Raw genomic sequence first — 15,909 nt, 5'->3', positions numbered from 1 at the left:
AAGCGGGACTACCGGTCAGTAGCCTGCTTAGGGAACAGGGGCGCTTGTCCGAAGGACGGGATCCCCGCGACGCCGGCGAGCAGCCGCCACCGCTGGGCGAGTTGCTCATCGGTGGCGTCCGCAGGGGCAAAGAAGAATCGCTTGGTGCCCGCTTCGGCGCTGCGGACATGCAGCTCGTAGTCGTCGCTAGGAAGGCCCGCCTTCTCTACCCAGACCTGGTCGAAGCGGTCGAGGTTCACCATCTGTGGTCCGGTCGTCGTGCTGAGTTTCACCCATGCGCTCATGGCTCCAGTTTCCTCGACAAGCCTGTGACGAGCTCTGAGCTACATGTGGCGATGCGGGCCGCTCTGATCCTGGCGGGGGCCGGACTGGTCGTACGTGTTCCGCTTCGTGGCCTCGGTCTGTTGCGCGCCCTCATGCGCAGATTGTGCCGCGGCGGCAGCCCGGCGTCGGGGAGGGCGTCTACGAGGCCATCCGGGGCGTTGGCCATCCGGCGGATGGCCTTGTGCGCGTTGGGTGCCGTCTCCTCGATGGGTTCCGCGGTGGGAGTGGCCGCCGGAGGATCCAATGGACCGTTGCCTGAGCGAACGCCGCGGGCTCGCCGGCGACGCGCTCGGATGCGTCCGCGGACGCGGTGCGGTCGGTCGACGGCTGGGCAGCGTCAGTGTGTGTTGTGGACCGTTGTGTCAGGCGCCACACCGGTCTCACGGTCCAGCAGCCGCAGGACTCAGCTGGCGCCGATGGAGCCGAGCTGGGCTGGGTCGCCGCGCAGGCGACGCAGCGCCGTGCTTGTCCGCAAGGGCCAGCAGCCGGCCGAACTCGGGGGTCCCCGCCATCGATGCCTCGTCGATCAGCAGGAGCGTGTTGTGATCGATGCGGTACCGGTCGAGGACGGGCTGCACGGTGCGTTTCCCGTGGCGTGCGCCTGCAGGAGCATGTGCGCGGTATCGGAGTCGGTGTCCAGTTCTCGGCCGAGGACCTGCTCGGCCTTCCCGGTTGGGCCGATTGCGAGGACCCTGCCGCCGCCTTCTTCGACGGCGTAGATCGTGGCCCGCATCGCGGTGCCCTTCCCGGTGCCGGCGGGGTTCATACCGGGAAGAGCACGGCGATGCGGTGTCCACCGTTCGCGAACCGGTGGGCGAGCTTGAGCTGGCCGCCGTTGAGTTCGTGGCCGCCGTCGGCGACGGCGCGTGCGTTGAAGCGTGCGATCGCCGCGTCGAAGTCAGCGTCCGACATGCGGAAACCACCCACGGTACGAGCGGCGTCGAGGACGACTTTTTCGAGGCGGAGAGTCTTCGCGGACGTGTACTGCTCCGCGCGGTGCACCCGAAAGACGCTCTCCCCCGTGTCGTGTCGCAGCTGCGCCGGGACGGGGTTGAGCTCCGGCGGTGTCAACAACACGGAACGTCGCGCGCCGGCCATGGTGACGTCGTCAGCGAGTGACTGGAGTCCTTGCCCAGTGACCTGCGCGACGCGGCGTGCGAGGCGGTCCGCCTCCGTCTGGAGGTGCGTGTCCTTCCAGGTGAACCGGTCGCCATCAGCCGACCATAGCGAAACCCAAGTCAGGAGGCCGAGAATCTGTATGCACGGCGCGCGCTCCGTCAATGTCGAGTGCGAAATCCTCCAGGAGGGGACGAACGCACCCGATGTGCATCGGGGGCGTGACGAGATGAGACGTTGCCGTGTTCTGAGCGAGCGAACTCCCCGACGTAAAGGCCTTCCAGCCACGCGGCGAGGACGCCAGGTCCCCTGCTGCTCATCGGCCCGCCTCCGTGGTGACCGGCGGCAGGGCGAGCGGCTCGACGTCGAGCGCTCGGAGGACGCTCCGGATCGCGTAGAGGCCGACGCCCGGGCGCCCTCGTTCGAGATCGGCCACCACGTCCGGTGTGACGCCGGCGCAGGCCGCGAGTTCGACGCGCGAGAGCTGTCGGATCAGCCGCTCGTCGATGATCGCACGGGCCAAGCGCTCAGGCGTGCCGCCCCTCGTGAGCCTGGCTGACCATCAACTCGCCCGGCGACCATCCCGTGGGGACGTCGCCGCGGAACCAGGCGCGGAGGAGCGACGCCGGATCTTCGGCGGTGCGGAGGGCAGCCAGGTGCCGTGCGACCCGGATCCGATCCGCGCCGGTGAGTCCGACCACGCTCTGATCGCGCAGGGCACGGAGCAGCAGCGCACGCATCTTGACACCCATCGGGCGCGGAGCGCGGGACACCTCGTGCCGCCCTCCGTCCTCGATCACCCAGGTCGTGCCGACGCGGCGTGCCGGTATGCGGCCCGCCACCCGGGAACGACGAAGGCCCCGGAGACGATCTCCGGGGCCTTCGTGGTGCTCTGGTGCTGTGCGCTCGAAGGGACTCGAACCCCCAACCTTCTGATCCGTAGTCAGATGCTCTATCCATTGAGCTACGAGCGCGTGGCCCTTACGAGCCGTGGAAGACTCTACAACAGCTCCGCTCACAGCGCCAATCGACGGGACCGAGCCCGACCCTCCGGCGTGTCGCTCGGTTCAGGCGACGGTCGGCTCCTGGTCGAACACCTCGGCGAGGAACACCTGCAGCGCCTGCCACGAACGACGGTCGGCACGCTCCTGGTACTGCGCACCGTGGTCCGGTGCGTCGGTGCCCGGGACGGCGAAGGCGTGCATGGCGTCCGCGTAGGTGACGACCTGCCAGTCGACGTGCGACACCCCACGCATCTCGTCCTGCCAGGCGTGCACGGCCTCGTCCGGCACGACCGGGTCCGCACCGCCGGTGAGGACCAGGAGCTTCGCGCGGATCTGGTCCGCGTCCGAGGGGTCGTGCGCGATGAGGCCGCCGTGGAACGAGACCGCCCCGACCAGATCGGCACCGGTGCGGGCGAGCTCGAGCGCACCCGATCCGCCGAAGCAGTAGCCCATCACGACGACCTTCGACGCGTCGACGTCGGGGTCGGCGAGCAGGCGGTCGAGTCCGGCGAGCAGGCGGGTGCGGAACAGGGCGTTGTCGCCGTAGAAACGACCGGCCACCTCGGCGGCGGTGTCGTCGCCCGGGCGGACGCCGGCGCCGTAGACGTCGGCGCCGAAGGCCACGTAGCCCAGGCGCGCGAGCATCGTCACGCGTGCCTCGACGTGCTCGTTCACCCCGTGCCAGTCGTGGATGACGAGGACGGCCGGGCGCGGACCGGCGATGGCTGCGTCCTTGGCCAGGACCCCTTCGAGGTCGGTGCCCTCGGAGTCGTAGTGGACGGTCTCGACACGGATGTCGGCACCGGCGGGTTCGGGAACGGTCTGCAGGACGTCGTCTGTCGTGGTCACGTCTCCGAACGCTACGCCTGCCCCGCTACGAGACACCGCGACGAGGCGGTGTCACGAGGCGCTGTCACGAGTCGACGTTGTCCCAGTCCTCCGGCCCACCCGACCCGGCCGCGTAGTCGTCGAGCGGGGCCTTGCCGGAGCGCCAGAGCTGCAGGAACGGCTCGACGACCTTCCACCCCTGCACGGCGCTGTCACCGCGGACGGACAGGGTCGCGTCGCCCTCGAGCACCCCGGCGAGCACCTCCCCGTAGGCACTGAGCCGACCGGGGTTGAACGTCACCTCGAGCGCGGTGTGGTCGATCGTGTACGGGTCGCCCGGGCCGTTGACGTTGAGCTCGAGCTGCATCTCGTCCGGCGCGATCCAGATGCACAGGCGGTCCGGCTTGTGCGCCCCGGTCAGGCCGTCGGGCACGTGCGGCGAGTCCTTGAACGTGATGAGGATCTCGCGGCGCTGCTTGCCGAGGGCCTTGCCGGAGCGCAGGGTGAACGGCACCCCGGCCCAGCGCCAGTTCGCGACCTCGAGCTTCAGCTGCGCCAGGGTCTCGGTGCCGAGCGACGGGTCCACCCCGTCCTCGTCGACGTACGACGGCATCGAGCGGTCCCCCACCGTGCCGGCCGTGTACCGGGCGCGCTTGCCCGCCGTGAGCGGGTCCCCACCCCACGGGCGGACGGCGCGGAGGACGAGCTCCTTCTGCGTCCGGAGGTCCTCCGCGTCGATCGATGCGGGCGCCTCCATCGCGACGACCGCCATCACCTGCAGCAGGTGGCTCTGGATCATGTCGACCAGGGCGCCGGCCTTGTCGTAGTAGCGGGCACGTCCCTCCAGTCCGAGGGTCTCGTCGTAGACGATGTCGACGCGCTCGACGTGCTGGGAGGACAGCAGGGGTTCGATGATGCGGTTCGCGAAGCGCAGGCCGAGCAGGTTGAGCACCGTGGACCGACCGAGGAAGTGGTCGACACGGTGGATCCGCGACTCCGGCAGGAACGAGTGCAGCAGGTCGTTGAGGTGCTCTGCGCTCGCGGCGTCGGTGCCGAACGGCTTCTCGAGGGCGAGCCGGGTGTGTGCCGGCAGGTCCAGCTTCGCCAGCTGCTCGCAGCTCTTCTCGGTCACCGCGGGCGGCAGGGCGAAGTAGATCGCCGGGTCGAAGCGGCAGTCCCCGAGCAGGGTCGTCAGGTCGTCCGGGGACGTGACGTCGGCCTTGCGGTACGAGGATGCGTCGACCACGGCCTGGAGGCGCGGGGACAGCGCCGTCTCGCCGGTCGCGCCCTCGTCCTCCTCGTTCTTCGACGCCTGTGCGTTCTCGAACGCGTCGTGCACCAGCTGCTTCCACTCGGCGTCCGAGAGGTCCTCCACACCGGCGCCGACGAGCTGGATCTCCCAGTCCTCCTTGACGTCGAGGAGCGTCGCGAGGCCGGGCAGCAGCAGCCGCTTGGACAGGTCGCCGCTGGCTCCGAGGATGAGCAGTGTGGTCTGGAGGCTCGCCATGCCCCAGACCGTACTCATCGGATCCCGAACGGGGCCGGTCCGCGGCGCTACGGTGGTGGCGGTGTGGACGCGCGGGAGCGTCGACACGGCGCGAGGGAGCACCATGACGACAGAGGGCAACGTCCACGCACCCGGTGTGGGACAGCAGCTGGCCGGTCCACCACGGGCGACGACACCGCAGGGCGGACGGCTCCGGGTCGCGGTCGTCGGCACCGGCATGATCGCCGCGGTGCACGTCCGGGCTGCGCGTGCCGCCGGTGCCGACGTGGTCGGGGTCCTCGGCCGGAACCGGGAGCGCTCGGAGCAGGTCGCCCAGCAGCTCGGCCTGGAGCACGGGTACGCCGACCTGGACGCCGTGATCGCCGACCGCCCGGACGTCGTGCACATCTGCACGCCGAACGACCAGCACCACCCGCAGGCCCTCGCGGTGATCCGCGCCGGGATCAACGTCGTGTGCGAGAAGCCCCTGGCGGTGTCCGCCGAGCAGGCCGACGAGCTCGAACGGGCCGCTGCCGAGGCCGGTGTCGTGGCGAGCGTGCCCTTCGTCTACCGGTACCACCCGATGGTCCGCGAGATCCGCTCCCGCATCGCCGACGGCCAGCTCGGCCGACTGCTCGCCGTGCACGGTCACTACCTGCAGGACTGGATGCTCGACTCGGATGCGTCCTCGTGGCGGGTCGACTCCGGCGCGGGCGGACAGTCGCGGGCCTTCGCGGACATCGGCTCGCACTGGTGCGACCTGGTCGAGTTCGTCACCGGCGAGCAGTTCGACTCGGTCAGCGCCGTCACCGACATCGTCCACCCGACCCGACCCGCAGCCTCCGGGCCGTCGTTCTCCGGCACCCCGGACCCGGACCCGATCGCCGACGCCGGCGAGCGCGCCGAGGTCACCACCGAGGACACCGCGGTCGCGACGTTCCGCACCGGCAGCGGCCGGATCGGCAACGTCGTCATCTCGCAGGTCTCGGCCGGCCGGAAGAACCGGCTCTGGTTCGAGGTGGACGGCATGCTCGGTTCCGCGGCCTTCGACCAGGAGCAGCCCGAGTCCGCCTGGTTCGGCAACGAGACCGGGGCGCAGATCGTCGTCCGCGACCCGTCCCAGGGCTCCCCCGACCAGCGCCGACTGGCGGTCGTGCCGTCCGGACACCCGCAGGGCTACGTCGACGCCTTCGCCGCGTTCGTCGCCGACACCTACACGGCCGTCACGACGGGCACCGCACCCGAGGGGCTGCCGACCTTCGCGGACGGCGCCCGGTCGGCACGCATCATCGACACCGTGGTCGCCAGCGCCGGCGACCGCGCCTGGAGGGAGATCCGATGAAGCTCGGCATGCTGACCGCCTGTCTCCCCGGGTGGGACCTCGGCCGCATCGCGGACTTCGCGAGCGGGCAGGGCTACGAACGGCTCGAGGTCGCCGTCTGGCCCGACACCGGCGGCCGCGACTTCGAGGCGGCGCACCTGCCCGTGTCGACCCTCACCGACGAGGACGTCCAGGCGACGCGGGAGCTGCTCGACCGCACCGGGCTCGAGATCTCCGCGCTGGCGTACTACGAGAACAACCTGCACCAGGACCCGGCCCGGCGCGACGAGGTCCGCACGCACCTCAAGCACGCGGTCGACGCCGCACAGCGCCTCGGGATCCCCTACGTCGGCACGTTCATCGGCCGCGACAACACCAAGAGCGTCCGCGAGAACATGGCCGAGGGCGACCGGGTCCTGCCCGAGCTGCTCGACTACGCCGGGGAGCGCGGGGTCCGCCTGATCATCGAGAACTGCGTCATGGAGGGCTGGCACCCGGACGGCTACCCGGGCAACATCGCGTACTCGCCGGAGCTCTGGGAGTGGGTGACCGGGCTCGGCTTCGGCCTGAACTGGGACCCGTCGCACCTGACGTGGATCGGCATCGACCCGGTCGAGACGATCCTGCCGTTCGCCGAGCACATCGTGCACGCGCAGGCGAAGGACCTCGAGCTGTTCCCGGAGCACCGCAACCGGTACGGCTTCTTCGGCAAGGTCGACAAGGGCGACGACCCGTGGGACATGGGCTGGTGGCGGTTCCGCGTACCGGGTCGCGGGGTCGTGGACTGGCCGCACGTGGTCGACCGGCTGTACGAGGCGGGCTTCGACGGCACGCTGAGCGTCGAGCACGAGGACCCGCTCTGGGGCGGGGAGGACGAGAAGGTGTTGGAGGGCCTCCGGATCGCACACCGGACGCTCCGGCCGCTCATCGCGGTCGAGTAGGTGCAGACGCCGCGGTGCTGGGAATCCTGAGGGCGCTCCGGAGCACCCTGGACGCATGAGCCAGAACGTCAGCGAATTCGTCCTCGACCGCATCAAGGCATGGGGCGTCACGCGCGTCTACGGCTACCCGGGTGACGGCATCGGCGAGTTCGACGGCGCCCTCGGCAAGGCCGACCGTGCGGGCGAGGGTGTCGAGTACATCCGGCCGACGCACGAGGAGATCGCGGCGCTGATGGCGACCGCGCACGCGAAGTTCACCGGCGAGGTCGGCGTCTGCATCGCCACGTCGAGCCCCGGCGCCTTCCACATGCTCAACGGCCTGTACGACGCGCAGATGGACAACCAGCCCGTCGTTGCGATCGTCGGGCAGCAGGGCCTGGCCGCCGTCGGGACGTTCACGCAGCAGGAGTCGAACCTGGAGCGGGTCTTCGCCGACGTCGCCTGCTACGTGCAGACCATCACGACGCCGGACGCCGCCGGGGTCGTCATCGACACCGCCTTCCGCACCGCGATGCTCCGGAAGCAGCCGGCCGTGGTCGTGCTCCCCCACGACGTGCAGGCGATGCCCTGGTCGGAGCCCGGCGCCGAGCACTGGGTCTCGCGGTCGAGCGACGTCCCGGCCTCGACCCGGATCACGCCGCCGGCTGAGGACATCCGGAAGATGGCGGACATCATCAACGCCGGCGAGAAGGTCACGTTCCTGGTCGGCGCGGGAGCACGCGGTGCCACGGACCAGGTGCTCGCCGCCGCCGGGAAGGCCGGCGCCGGGATCATCACCGCGCTGCGCGGCAAGGACGTCGTGCCCTCGGACGTGCCGTTCCACACGCAGCAGGTCGGTCTGCTCGGGTCGCGCCCGAGCCTGACCCAGATCAAGGAGTGCGACACGATCGTGCTCCTCGGCACGAACTACCCCTACGGCGAGTACCTGCCGAAGGTCGGGCAGGCCCGCGGCATCCAGGTCGACATCAAGCCCGAGCAGCTGGGCCTGCGGTACCCGAACGAGCTCAACATGTGGGGCGACGTCGGTGCGACGCTCGACGCCCTTCTGCCGCTGCTCGAGCAGAAGGACGACCTGGGCTGGCAGGAGCAGCTGGCCGAGGAGATGCGTGAGTGGGAGGCCGAGATGGGCCGCCAGGCCGAGGTCGCGTACAGCGACGGGGTCAACCCGCGCCGGGTCGTCCGCGCCGTCAACGAGCGGCTGCCCGAGGGCGTCACGGTCACCTGCGACGCCGGCACCACGGCGGACTGGTACGGCCACCACATCCGACTGCGTCGCGGCATGCACGGCGACATGTCCGGCCGACTGGCGACGATGCTCGCGGCGATGCCGTACGCCGTCACCGCGAAGTTCGCGTTCCCGGACCGGCCGGCGGTGTGCACGATCGGTGACGGTGCCTTCCAGATGCTCGGCATGAACGAGCTCATCACGGTGAAGAAGTACATGGACCGCTGGCAGGACAAGCAGCTCGTCATCGTGGTGATGCACAACGACGACCTGGGCCAGGTCTCGTGGGAGATGCGCACCGAGGACGGCAACCCGATGTGGCGCGGCTCGCAGGACGTCGAGACGATGGACTACGCCGGGTACGCCGAACTGCTCGGGTTCCAGGGCATCGCGGTGCACAGCGACGACGAGGTGGACGCCGCCGTCGAGCGGGCCTTCGCGCACCAGGGCGTCACGCTCATCGACGCGTACGTCAGCCGGAGCGTGCCGCCGCTGCCGCCGCACATCACCGCCGAGTACGCGATGAACACCGCGAAGAGCCTGCTGAAGGGCGACCCGGTGGAGTTCGACGTCGTGAAGGACTCCGCGAAGGCGATGGCCGCCGAGGTCGTCGAGCGGGCGAAGGGTGCGTTCGGCCGCGACTGACCGGGTTCGTGGGACGGTGGCGTCACGGCCAGTTGAACATCATGTGACGCCGCCGACCCTGGTCTGGCGTGTCGCCTGTGGATCCTCGTAGGTTCGGCAGGTCGCGTCCCCCGTCCGGGGGCGGAACCACCACACCAGGAGTCCTCACACCGATGAGCCCGTCCCACACCCCCGAGACCACCAGGCGGAGGCGCGGCATCGTCGCCGGCACCGCCCTCGCCACCGCCGGGGTCCTCGTCGCCCTCGGCGCACCGACCACCGCCTCTGCCGCCGAGACGCCGGCCACCACCACGCCGGCCGCCACCGCAGCGGCAGCGGCAGCGGCAGCGGCAGCCGGTGACACGACGATCGACCTGTACGACGTCAACGACTTCCACGGCCGGATCACGCGGTCGATCTCGCAGACCGCGGGCAAGCCGACCCCTCGCGACGGGGACGCCGCCGGTGCGGCCACCCTCGCCGGCGCACTCGACCAGCTCCGCGGGCCGGACCCCTCGACGTCCGCCTTCGTCAGCTCGGGTGACAACATCGGCGGGTCGACGTTCGAGTCCTTCATCCAGCAGGACCAGCCGACCATCGACGTCCTCAACCAGATGGACCTCAGCGTCAGCGCGATCGGCAACCACGAGCTCGACAAGGGCCAGGACGACCTCCGAGACCGCGTGATCGGGCCGGACGGCGCCCGCAACGCCAAGTGGGACTACATCTCGGCCAACATCCTGGACAGCGCCACCGGCGAGCCTGCCTTCGACCCGTACTCGATCCAGGAGATCAGCGGGAAGCGCGTCGGGTTCATCGGTGCCACGGTCGACCTCGTCAAGCAGGGGCTCGTCAGCCCGGACGGCATCGCCGGACTCGAGATGGGCGACATCACCACCGAGGTCAACAGCGTCGCCGACGACCTGACCGACGGAGACGACACCAACGGCGAAGCAGACGTGCTCGTGCTCCTCGTCCACGACGGAGCGGAGTCCGCGGCTGCCGGCGACCTGGACAACGGCTCCGACTTCGCTCGAGCCGTGCACGGTGTCACGCCGAAGGTCTCGGCGATCCTGTCCGCGCACACCCACCAGACCTACGTGCACTCGGTCGTCCCCGACGGCGGCACGACCCCGCGTCCGGTGATCCAGACCGGCTCCTACGGGTTCAACCTCGGACACGTGCAGCTCACGGTCGCCGCGGACGGCACGGTCACCCCGAGCCTCGCCGAGAACGTCCGCCTCGTCGACGGCACCTTCACGCCGGACGCCGGCGTCCAGCAGACCGTCGACGCAGCGGTCGCCGAAGCGGACGTGCAGGGGGCGGTCGAACTCGGCACCATCGACCGCGACATGCGGCGCGCCGTCCAGACCGACGGCTCGGAGAACCGGGGTGGCGAGTCCACGCTCGGCAACTTCGTCGCCGAGGTCCAGCGGGAAGCGACCGATCGACAGGGTTCGCAGATCGCGTTCATGAACTCGGGCGGACTCCGCGCGGACATGGCAGCCGGCCCGGTGACGTACAAGGAGGCGGCGGTGGTCCAGTCGTTCGCGAACACCCTGGTCGTCCTCGACCTCACGGGTGACCAGATCCGCCAGGCACTCGAACAGCAGTGGCAGCCGTCGACCGCGTCCCGTCCGTTCCTCAAGCTCGGCGCCTCGGACGGCTTCGCCTCCACGTACGACCCCCAGGCCGCCGCCGGCTCCCGCATCACGTCGATGACGCTGGACGGTGAGGCTGTCGGCGCGACGACCACCTACAAGGTGACCGTCAACTCGTTCCTCGCGGGCGGCGGCGACAACTTCGCCGCGTTCAAGCAGGCCACCGTCAAGCAGGACAGCGGCAAGGTCGACCTCGAGGCACAGGTCGAGTACTTCCGTGCCCACCCCGAGGTGACGGTGCCGATCGACCAGCGCTCGATCGGTGTCCGCACGACGCCGGTCCCCGAGGGCGGCTTCCAGCCGGGTGACGACGTGACGGTCGACCTGTCCTCACTGGTGTTCAGCAACGCCGGCGACCAGAGCGGCGACGTCTCGGTCTCCGCCGGCGACCAGGTGCTCGCCACCAGCCCGGTCGACACCACCGTGGTCGACAAGACCGACGAGCAGGGTCGTGCGTCGTTGACGTTCACGGTCCCCGAGCCGGGCGTCGCCCAGCCCGCGGACCCGACGCCGGCCACCTCGCGCCTGGCCGCGACGGCCGTCGAGACCTCGGACGAGCCGCTCGTCGTCACGCTGCCGAACGGGCAGCGGATCACCCTCGCCGTGACCATCCCGCTCGCGGTCGCCGCCGACCCCGGTACGGACCCCGGAACCGATCCGGGCGCCCCCACCGACGGCTCCGACCCGACGCCGACCCCCGTCCCCGGCGGGACCCCCGGTGATGCCGGACTCGGCGGCACCGGCACCGGTGTCGTGCCGATCGCCGGCGGCGGGATCGACGCCACCGACGGCGGTGCCCTCGCCTACACGGGTGCCGAGCTCGCCGCTCCGGCCGTCGCGGCCGGGCTGCTGCTCCTGGCCGGACTGACCGCACTGCTGGTGGTCCGCCGGAAGCGTGACGCGCACGACGTGAGCGAGCGCTAGGAGGGCTGACGCGCCTCCCGGCCACGACGCAGTCGACGGGCCCGTCCACCGACCGGTGGGCGGGCCCGTCCCGCGTGGGCCGGCGGCCGGGAGGCCCGTCCCCCGGATCCGTCGGTCTCGCGCGGTCAGCGCGGTCGGTTTCCGCACGTCACCGCGGTACGCTGCATCCGTCGCCACGCGCGATGCGTCGTGCCGGGTCGCCGGACGGTGGTTCCGCCCGATCGGACCCCGCGGCGCGGGTGTCCTCCGCCTCCAGGGAAACGGCGGAGGACACCCCTCTCAGTTCCGGGCGTTCCCGGCGCGGCCGGGGTCAGCGGAAGAGCTGCTCGCCGATGTACGAACCCTTGCGGGGTGCCGGCGGGACCGCGAAGACCGCCGACCCGATGTGCGCGATGTACTCGTTGAGCCGGTCCGACGCGCCGAGCTTCCGCTGCAGCCGCGTGAAGTGGTCCGGGTCGTTCATGTACGCCACGAACAGCAGTCCGGCGTCGAGCTGCCCGTACTGGTTGAGCCCGTCCGTGTAGTTGTAGCCGCGGCGCAGGATCTTCACGCCACCGTTCGCCTCGTGTGCGGCGAGGGCGACGTGCGAGCGGGGGTCGATCGCGGGCGCTCCGTGCGCGGTTGCGTGGAAGTCCGGAGTGGTGTGCTCCTGGCCGCCGGAGAGCGGCGCGCCGCTGACCTTCGTCCGCCCGAACACCCGCTGCTGGTCGCTGACGACGTCGGCGTCCCAGATCTCCAGGTTCATCCGGATCTTCCGGACCACCTGGTAGGTGCCGCCGGCCATCCAGTCGGCGTCCTCGTCGAGCCACACGAAGCGGTCGTGGTCGGCGTCGGTGGTGATGTTGCGGGTGCCGTCCTTGAAGCCCATGAGGTTCCGCGGGGTCGCCTGGGTCGGCCCGGCCGAGGCCCGACCGAAGCCCAGGACGGTCCACTTCACGGTCGCGCTCCCCCGGGCCATCCGGGCCAGGTCACGGACCGCGTGGTACGCCACCTGCGGGTCGTCGGCGCAGGCCTGCAGGGACAGGTCGCCACCGGTCAGCCCGGACTCGAACCGGTCGCTCGGCAGCGACGGCAGTTCGGCCAGGTCCGCCGGACGCTTGCCGGCCAGGCCGAAGCGCTCGTCGAAGACCCCGGGGCCGAGGCCGACCGTGACGGTGAGGGACGCGGGCCCGAGGTCGAGCGCCTCGCCGGTGTCCGCGCCGACGCCGTCCCCGTGCGCGGGTTCGACGCTGCCGATGGTCTCCCCGGCCTGCAGCTGCGCGATCGCGGCCGACCAGCGGGCGAGCAGCACCTGCAGCTCGGTCGCGGTTCCGAGGGTCAGGTCGAAGGTCATGAACACGCAGTGCCGCTGCGGGTCGGTCCGGATCCCGCCCTGCGGTGCACCGGCCGTCGTCGCGTAGAACGGGTGGCTGCGGGACGTGTCGACGGACTCGTCGCCGTTCGCCGCCGCGGTGAACGGGTCGACCCCGCTCGCCACCGCGGACCCGGCGATCCCTGCGGCCGCGCCGACACCGGCTCCGGCGACCGCAAGGCCGGCGCCGAGCAGGCCCCGGCGGGAGACTCCCCGGGCCTGGTCCTCTCCGGGGTTCCGGTCGTCGCGGTCGTCGCGGTCGTTCACGCGGTGGCGACCTTCTCGGCCAGGCGGGACAGCGGGTCCTGCAGTGCCTGGACCTGCTGCGAGATCGCGTTCGCGTGCGCGGCCCGGGTGGAGGCGTCCCAGCTGTCGAAGCCGCCGAGGTCGTCGGCGTTCCGGAAGCTGTCCATGAGCGTGTTCGTGGCGTCGAACTGCTGGGCGATCTGCTTCGTCAGCGCCGGGTCGACCTTCGTCAGTCCGGGCTTGAGGTACGCGAAGGCCTGGCGGGAACCCTCGACGTTGGCGGCGAGGTCGACGAGGTCGATGTGGCTGTACGCCTCTTCCTCGCCGGTGATCTTGTTCGACTGGACCTCCTCGAGCAGGCCCGCGGCACCGTTGGCCAGGTCCTCGGGCTTGTACTCCAGCGTCGGCACGAGCTTCGCGAGCAGGTGCACGTTCGTGGCGAGGTCGTCGGCGTACCGCTTGGTGTCGGCGGTGATCGCACCCGTCGCGAACAGGTCGCGCTCGACGGCGTGGAACCCGCTCCAGCCGACGGCCGGGTCGGCGTTCGAGGCGCGCATGTCGATGAGGTAGTCGAGGTTGCCGGCGTTGTCCGTCGCCTTGTGGCCCTTCTTCACGAAGCCGTCGACGTCGCTCTCGACGTGCTCGTAGTACGGTCGGGCGTTCGCGTAGTCGGTCTTCGCGGCCATCAGGTGACCGGCGTCGACGTCCTTCTCGAGCTTGTCGACCGCGGTCACCATGTCGGTGACCTGGCCGTCGACGTACTCGGCGTACCCCTTCGTGCCGTCCTGCAGCAGGCTCGCGGCGCTGCTGTTCGCGGTCGACTTCACCGAGCCGGTCACGGTCAGGCCGGTGAGCTCGTGCTCCGCACCCGGGCAGTACACCTGGTACTTCCCGCCGGTGAGCGTCGCGGTGAACGAGACCGGGTCGAGTCCCGGCGCCAGGTTCTCCTTCTCGCCGAGGATGCGCTGGTCCTGCAGCAGCTCGACCTCGGTGATCGCGGTCGACGACTCGTTCTTCACGGTGAAGGTCACGGGTCCGGCGCCGACCTTGCTGCTGCTCACGGCGCAGCGGTCGGAACCGTCGTTCGTCAGGGTGACGGTGACCCGGGCCACCTTGCCGGAGGTCTCGGTGGCGTCACCCGAGGCGGTCCCGTTGCTCGCGCAGCCGGTGAGGGCCAGTGCCGCGACGGCGCCCAGCGCGCCGAGGGTGACGAGGCGCCCCCGCGTGGTCAGGGGTCGGACGGTGGTCGCTCTACCGAACGGCATCGGTGCTCCTTGCGGTCGCCGTGACGGGAGGGCCACGGGTGGGGGTGGTCGAGGGGACGGTCGTGTCGGGCAGGCCGAGGCGACGGCGGTCCCGGAGGGCGAGCAGCACCTGCGCGGCGGCGGCGATGCCGAGCGCGAGGGGCAGCCAGCGGGTCCAGAGGGCGAGCTCCGCGGTGTGGGTCCGGTCCGCCGCCAGGGCGGCGGTCGTCCGGTCGACGGTGGCGCGCGGCACGGCCCAGACGGTGCGGTCGAGCGTGCTAGTCCGGGCGGTCGGGAGGCCCCCACCGGTCAGCGTGAGCACCGAGCGTTCCGCACGGCTCGCGTCCACGACGCCGCCGCCGACACTCCACAGCGTCACGGTGTCGCGGGTCACCCAGGAGGCCCGGTACGGCCCGGGCGCGCTGCTCGGGGAGATGCCGACCGGGATCCGGCCGAACAGCTGCACGAGGTCGTCGAGCGTCAGGGTGGCGGGCTGGTCGGCGGCCCCTCCGTCGGAGGTGACCCGCCAGCGGTCGGTCGTGGTGCCGGCGCGCGTGACGCGGCGGTGGGCCGCCGCGGGGAGGGTGATGCGCGCCTCCCGGCCGGCGCTGCCGGTGCTGCTGCCGACGACGCGCAGGGTCGCCGTGGCCCCGGAGACCCGTGCGGTGACGGAGCGGGCGTCGCCGGTGACGCGGGTCGTCGCGGGGACGTCGGTGTGTCCGGCCGGGACGGCGACGGCGAGCGCGAGGGCGGCGACCGCGAGTCCGGACGCGACCGCGATGCGGACGGCGGGGACGCGGACGGCCGACGGCTTCCACCGGCGCGGCCAGAGCGACAGGGCCAGGACGGGGACGACGTAGAGGACCCAGCCGAGCACCTCGACGACCCGCGGGTCCGGCGGGATGCCGAGCACACCGGTGACCAGGGCGCCCTGCACCGAACCGTTCGGGGCGAGCCAGCTGAGGTCGACGGTCCGCTGCTGACCGATCACGACCCAGCCGGCCTCGTGCGCCCGGCGGAGCACGGTCAGGACCAGGCCGCCGGCGACGAAGACCAGGAAGACGCCGGTGCCGGTGAAGAACTTCGCCAGGTCGAGCCGGACACCGCCGGTGTATATGCCGTACCCGACGACGACCGCGCCGGCGATGCCGATCACCGCGCCGAGGGCGGCGAGGCCGGTGTCGGTCGACGCCTGGAAGGTGGCGAGGAGGAAGACCGAGGTCTCGAAGCCCTCCTTGAGGACGGCGAGGAAGGCCATGCCGGCCAGTGCCCAAGCGGTGCCGCGGCCGAGGGCGGCGGACGCGCTGGCCTCGAGCTCGCGGCTGAGGTGGCGGGCGTGGGTCCGCATCCAGACGATCATCCCGGTGACGAAGACCACGGCGACGATGCCCATGACGGCCTCCATCGCCTCCTGCTGCGCCTGCGGGAGCGCCTGCTCGACGACCTGCAGCCCGAGCCCGACGGCGATGCTGAGGAGCACGGCGACGCCGACCCCGGTCCACATCGGGGCGAGGGGAACGCGGTTCCGTCGGAGGAACGCGGCGATGATCCCGACGATCAGGGTGGCTTCGAGGCCTTCGCGGAGACCGATGACGAGTGTGGCGAGCATGACGA

At 71.3% G+C, this 15,909-nt stretch carries 14 protein-coding genes and 1 tRNA gene; 4 read left to right on the top strand and 11 right to left on the bottom strand.

Annotated features, from left to right (window positions below):
- Positions 1–8: 8 nt before the first annotated feature.
- The 8 genes from JOD51_RS04090 to JOD51_RS04055 all read right to left on the bottom strand — a co-directional run bounded on the left by JOD51_RS04090 (position 9) and on the right by JOD51_RS04055 (position 4,779).
- Entirely contained in the window at positions 9–284 is a 276-nt protein-coding gene (locus JOD51_RS04090; protein WP_204607143.1) for a hypothetical protein, read from the bottom strand.
- Positions 285–850: 566 nt separating this feature from the next.
- Positions 851–1,090, bottom strand: coding sequence for an AAA family ATPase (locus JOD51_RS17650; protein ID WP_204607142.1), 240 nt, complete (start codon positions 1,088–1,090; stop codon positions 851–853).
- Positions 1,087–1,605, bottom strand: a complete 519-nt coding sequence (locus JOD51_RS04080; protein WP_204607141.1) for a hypothetical protein — start codon at positions 1,603–1,605, stop codon at positions 1,087–1,089. The genes JOD51_RS17650 and JOD51_RS04080 overlap by 4 nt, the downstream gene beginning before the upstream one ends.
- Positions 1,606–1,756: 151 nt before the next feature.
- Positions 1,757–1,963 (bottom strand): helix-turn-helix domain-containing protein, encoded by a 207-nt coding sequence (locus JOD51_RS04075; RefSeq protein ID WP_204607140.1) that lies wholly within the window; start codon positions 1,961–1,963, stop codon positions 1,757–1,759.
- Between the two features lie 4 nt (positions 1,964–1,967).
- Positions 1,968–2,180 carry a hypothetical protein gene (locus JOD51_RS04070; protein WP_204607139.1) on the bottom strand — a complete coding sequence of 71 codons (213 nt, stop codon included), beginning with the start codon at positions 2,178–2,180 and terminating at the stop codon, positions 1,968–1,970.
- 161 nt (positions 2,181–2,341) lie between these two features.
- Positions 2,342–2,414, bottom strand: a tRNA-Arg gene (locus JOD51_RS04065).
- A 93-nt stretch (positions 2,415–2,507) separates the two neighbouring features.
- A complete protein-coding gene (locus JOD51_RS04060; protein ID WP_204607138.1) occupies positions 2,508–3,293 on the bottom strand; it encodes a dienelactone hydrolase family protein in 786 nt (261 codons plus the stop codon).
- A gap of 64 nt (positions 3,294–3,357) precedes the next feature.
- On the bottom strand, positions 3,358–4,779 hold the full coding sequence (locus JOD51_RS04055; protein ID WP_204607137.1) for a glucose-6-phosphate dehydrogenase: 1,422 nt from the start codon (positions 4,777–4,779) through the stop codon (positions 3,358–3,360).
- A 103-nt stretch (positions 4,780–4,882) separates the two neighbouring features.
- Here JOD51_RS04055 and JOD51_RS04050 point away from each other — a divergent pair, with 103 nt between their 5' ends.
- From JOD51_RS04050 to JOD51_RS04035, 4 genes are all read left to right on the top strand, one after another.
- Complete coding sequence (locus JOD51_RS04050) at positions 4,883–6,100, top strand: Gfo/Idh/MocA family protein (RefSeq protein ID WP_204607136.1); 1,218 nt, start codon at positions 4,883–4,885, stop codon at positions 6,098–6,100.
- Complete coding sequence (locus JOD51_RS04045) at positions 6,097–7,020, top strand: sugar phosphate isomerase/epimerase family protein (RefSeq protein ID WP_204607135.1); 924 nt, start codon at positions 6,097–6,099, stop codon at positions 7,018–7,020. The genes JOD51_RS04050 and JOD51_RS04045 overlap by 4 nt, the downstream gene beginning before the upstream one ends.
- Before the next feature lie 55 nt (positions 7,021–7,075).
- Entirely contained in the window at positions 7,076–8,890 is a 1,815-nt protein-coding gene (locus tag JOD51_RS04040) for a thiamine pyrophosphate-requiring protein (RefSeq protein WP_204607134.1), read from the top strand.
- 152 nt (positions 8,891–9,042) lie between these two features.
- On the top strand, positions 9,043–11,454 hold the full coding sequence (locus JOD51_RS04035; protein ID WP_204607133.1) for a bifunctional metallophosphatase/5'-nucleotidase: 2,412 nt from the start codon (positions 9,043–9,045) through the stop codon (positions 11,452–11,454).
- Between the two features lie 310 nt (positions 11,455–11,764).
- Here JOD51_RS04035 and JOD51_RS04030 read toward each other — a convergent pair whose 3' ends face one another.
- The 3 genes from JOD51_RS04030 to efeU are packed head-to-tail and all read right to left on the bottom strand — an operon-like array spanning position 11,765 to position 15,904.
- Entirely contained in the window at positions 11,765–13,072 is a 1,308-nt protein-coding gene (locus JOD51_RS04030) for a Dyp-type peroxidase (protein WP_204607132.1), read from the bottom strand.
- Positions 13,069–14,316, bottom strand: a complete 1,248-nt coding sequence (efeO, locus tag JOD51_RS04025) for an iron uptake system protein EfeO (protein ID WP_204607131.1) — start codon at positions 14,314–14,316, stop codon at positions 13,069–13,071. The genes JOD51_RS04030 and efeO overlap by 4 nt, the downstream gene beginning before the upstream one ends.
- A complete protein-coding gene (gene efeU / locus JOD51_RS04020) occupies positions 14,303–15,904 on the bottom strand; it encodes an iron uptake transporter permease EfeU (protein WP_204607130.1) in 1,602 nt (533 codons plus the stop codon). Before efeU ends, efeO begins: the two co-directional genes overlap by 14 nt.
- Positions 15,905–15,909 lie beyond the last annotated feature (5 nt).

The sequence above is a fragment of the Curtobacterium herbarum genome (genome assembly GCF_016907335.1).
In the GTDB taxonomy this organism is placed as follows: Bacteria; Actinomycetota; Actinomycetes; order Actinomycetales; family Microbacteriaceae; genus Curtobacterium; species Curtobacterium herbarum.
The sequence above is the reverse complement of the archived record's forward strand: the minus strand, read 5'-3'. Positions and strand labels throughout refer to the sequence as shown.

What these genes read in the sequence shown, in the direction of transcription:
- JOD51_RS04050 (WP_204607136.1), top strand. Translation starts at nt 4,883, where the DNA reads ATGACGACAGAGGGCAACGTCCACGCACCCGGTGTGGGACAGCAGCTG.
- JOD51_RS04045 (WP_204607135.1), top strand. Translation starts at nt 6,097, where the DNA reads ATGAAGCTCGGCATGCTGACCGCCTGTCTCCCCGGGTGGGACCTCGGC.
- efeO (WP_204607131.1), bottom strand. Translation starts at nt 14,316, where the DNA reads ATGCCGTTCGGTAGAGCGACCACCGTCCGACCCCTGACCACGCGGGGG.
- efeU (WP_204607130.1), bottom strand. Translation starts at nt 15,904, where the DNA reads ATGCTCGCCACACTCGTCATCGGTCTCCGCGAAGGCCTCGAAGCCACC.
- JOD51_RS04090 (WP_204607143.1), bottom strand. Translation starts at nt 284, where the DNA reads ATGAGCGCATGGGTGAAACTCAGCACGACGACCGGACCACAGATGGTG.
- JOD51_RS04040 (WP_204607134.1), top strand. Translation starts at nt 7,076, where the DNA reads ATGAGCCAGAACGTCAGCGAATTCGTCCTCGACCGCATCAAGGCATGG.
- JOD51_RS17650 (WP_204607142.1), bottom strand. Translation starts at nt 1,090, where the DNA reads ATGAACCCCGCCGGCACCGGGAAGGGCACCGCGATGCGGGCCACGATC.
- JOD51_RS04035 (WP_204607133.1), top strand. Translation starts at nt 9,043, where the DNA reads ATGAGCCCGTCCCACACCCCCGAGACCACCAGGCGGAGGCGCGGCATC.
- JOD51_RS04055 (WP_204607137.1), bottom strand. Translation starts at nt 4,779, where the DNA reads ATGGCGAGCCTCCAGACCACACTGCTCATCCTCGGAGCCAGCGGCGAC.
- JOD51_RS04070 (WP_204607139.1), bottom strand. Translation starts at nt 2,180, where the DNA reads ATGCGTGCGCTGCTGCTCCGTGCCCTGCGCGATCAGAGCGTGGTCGGA.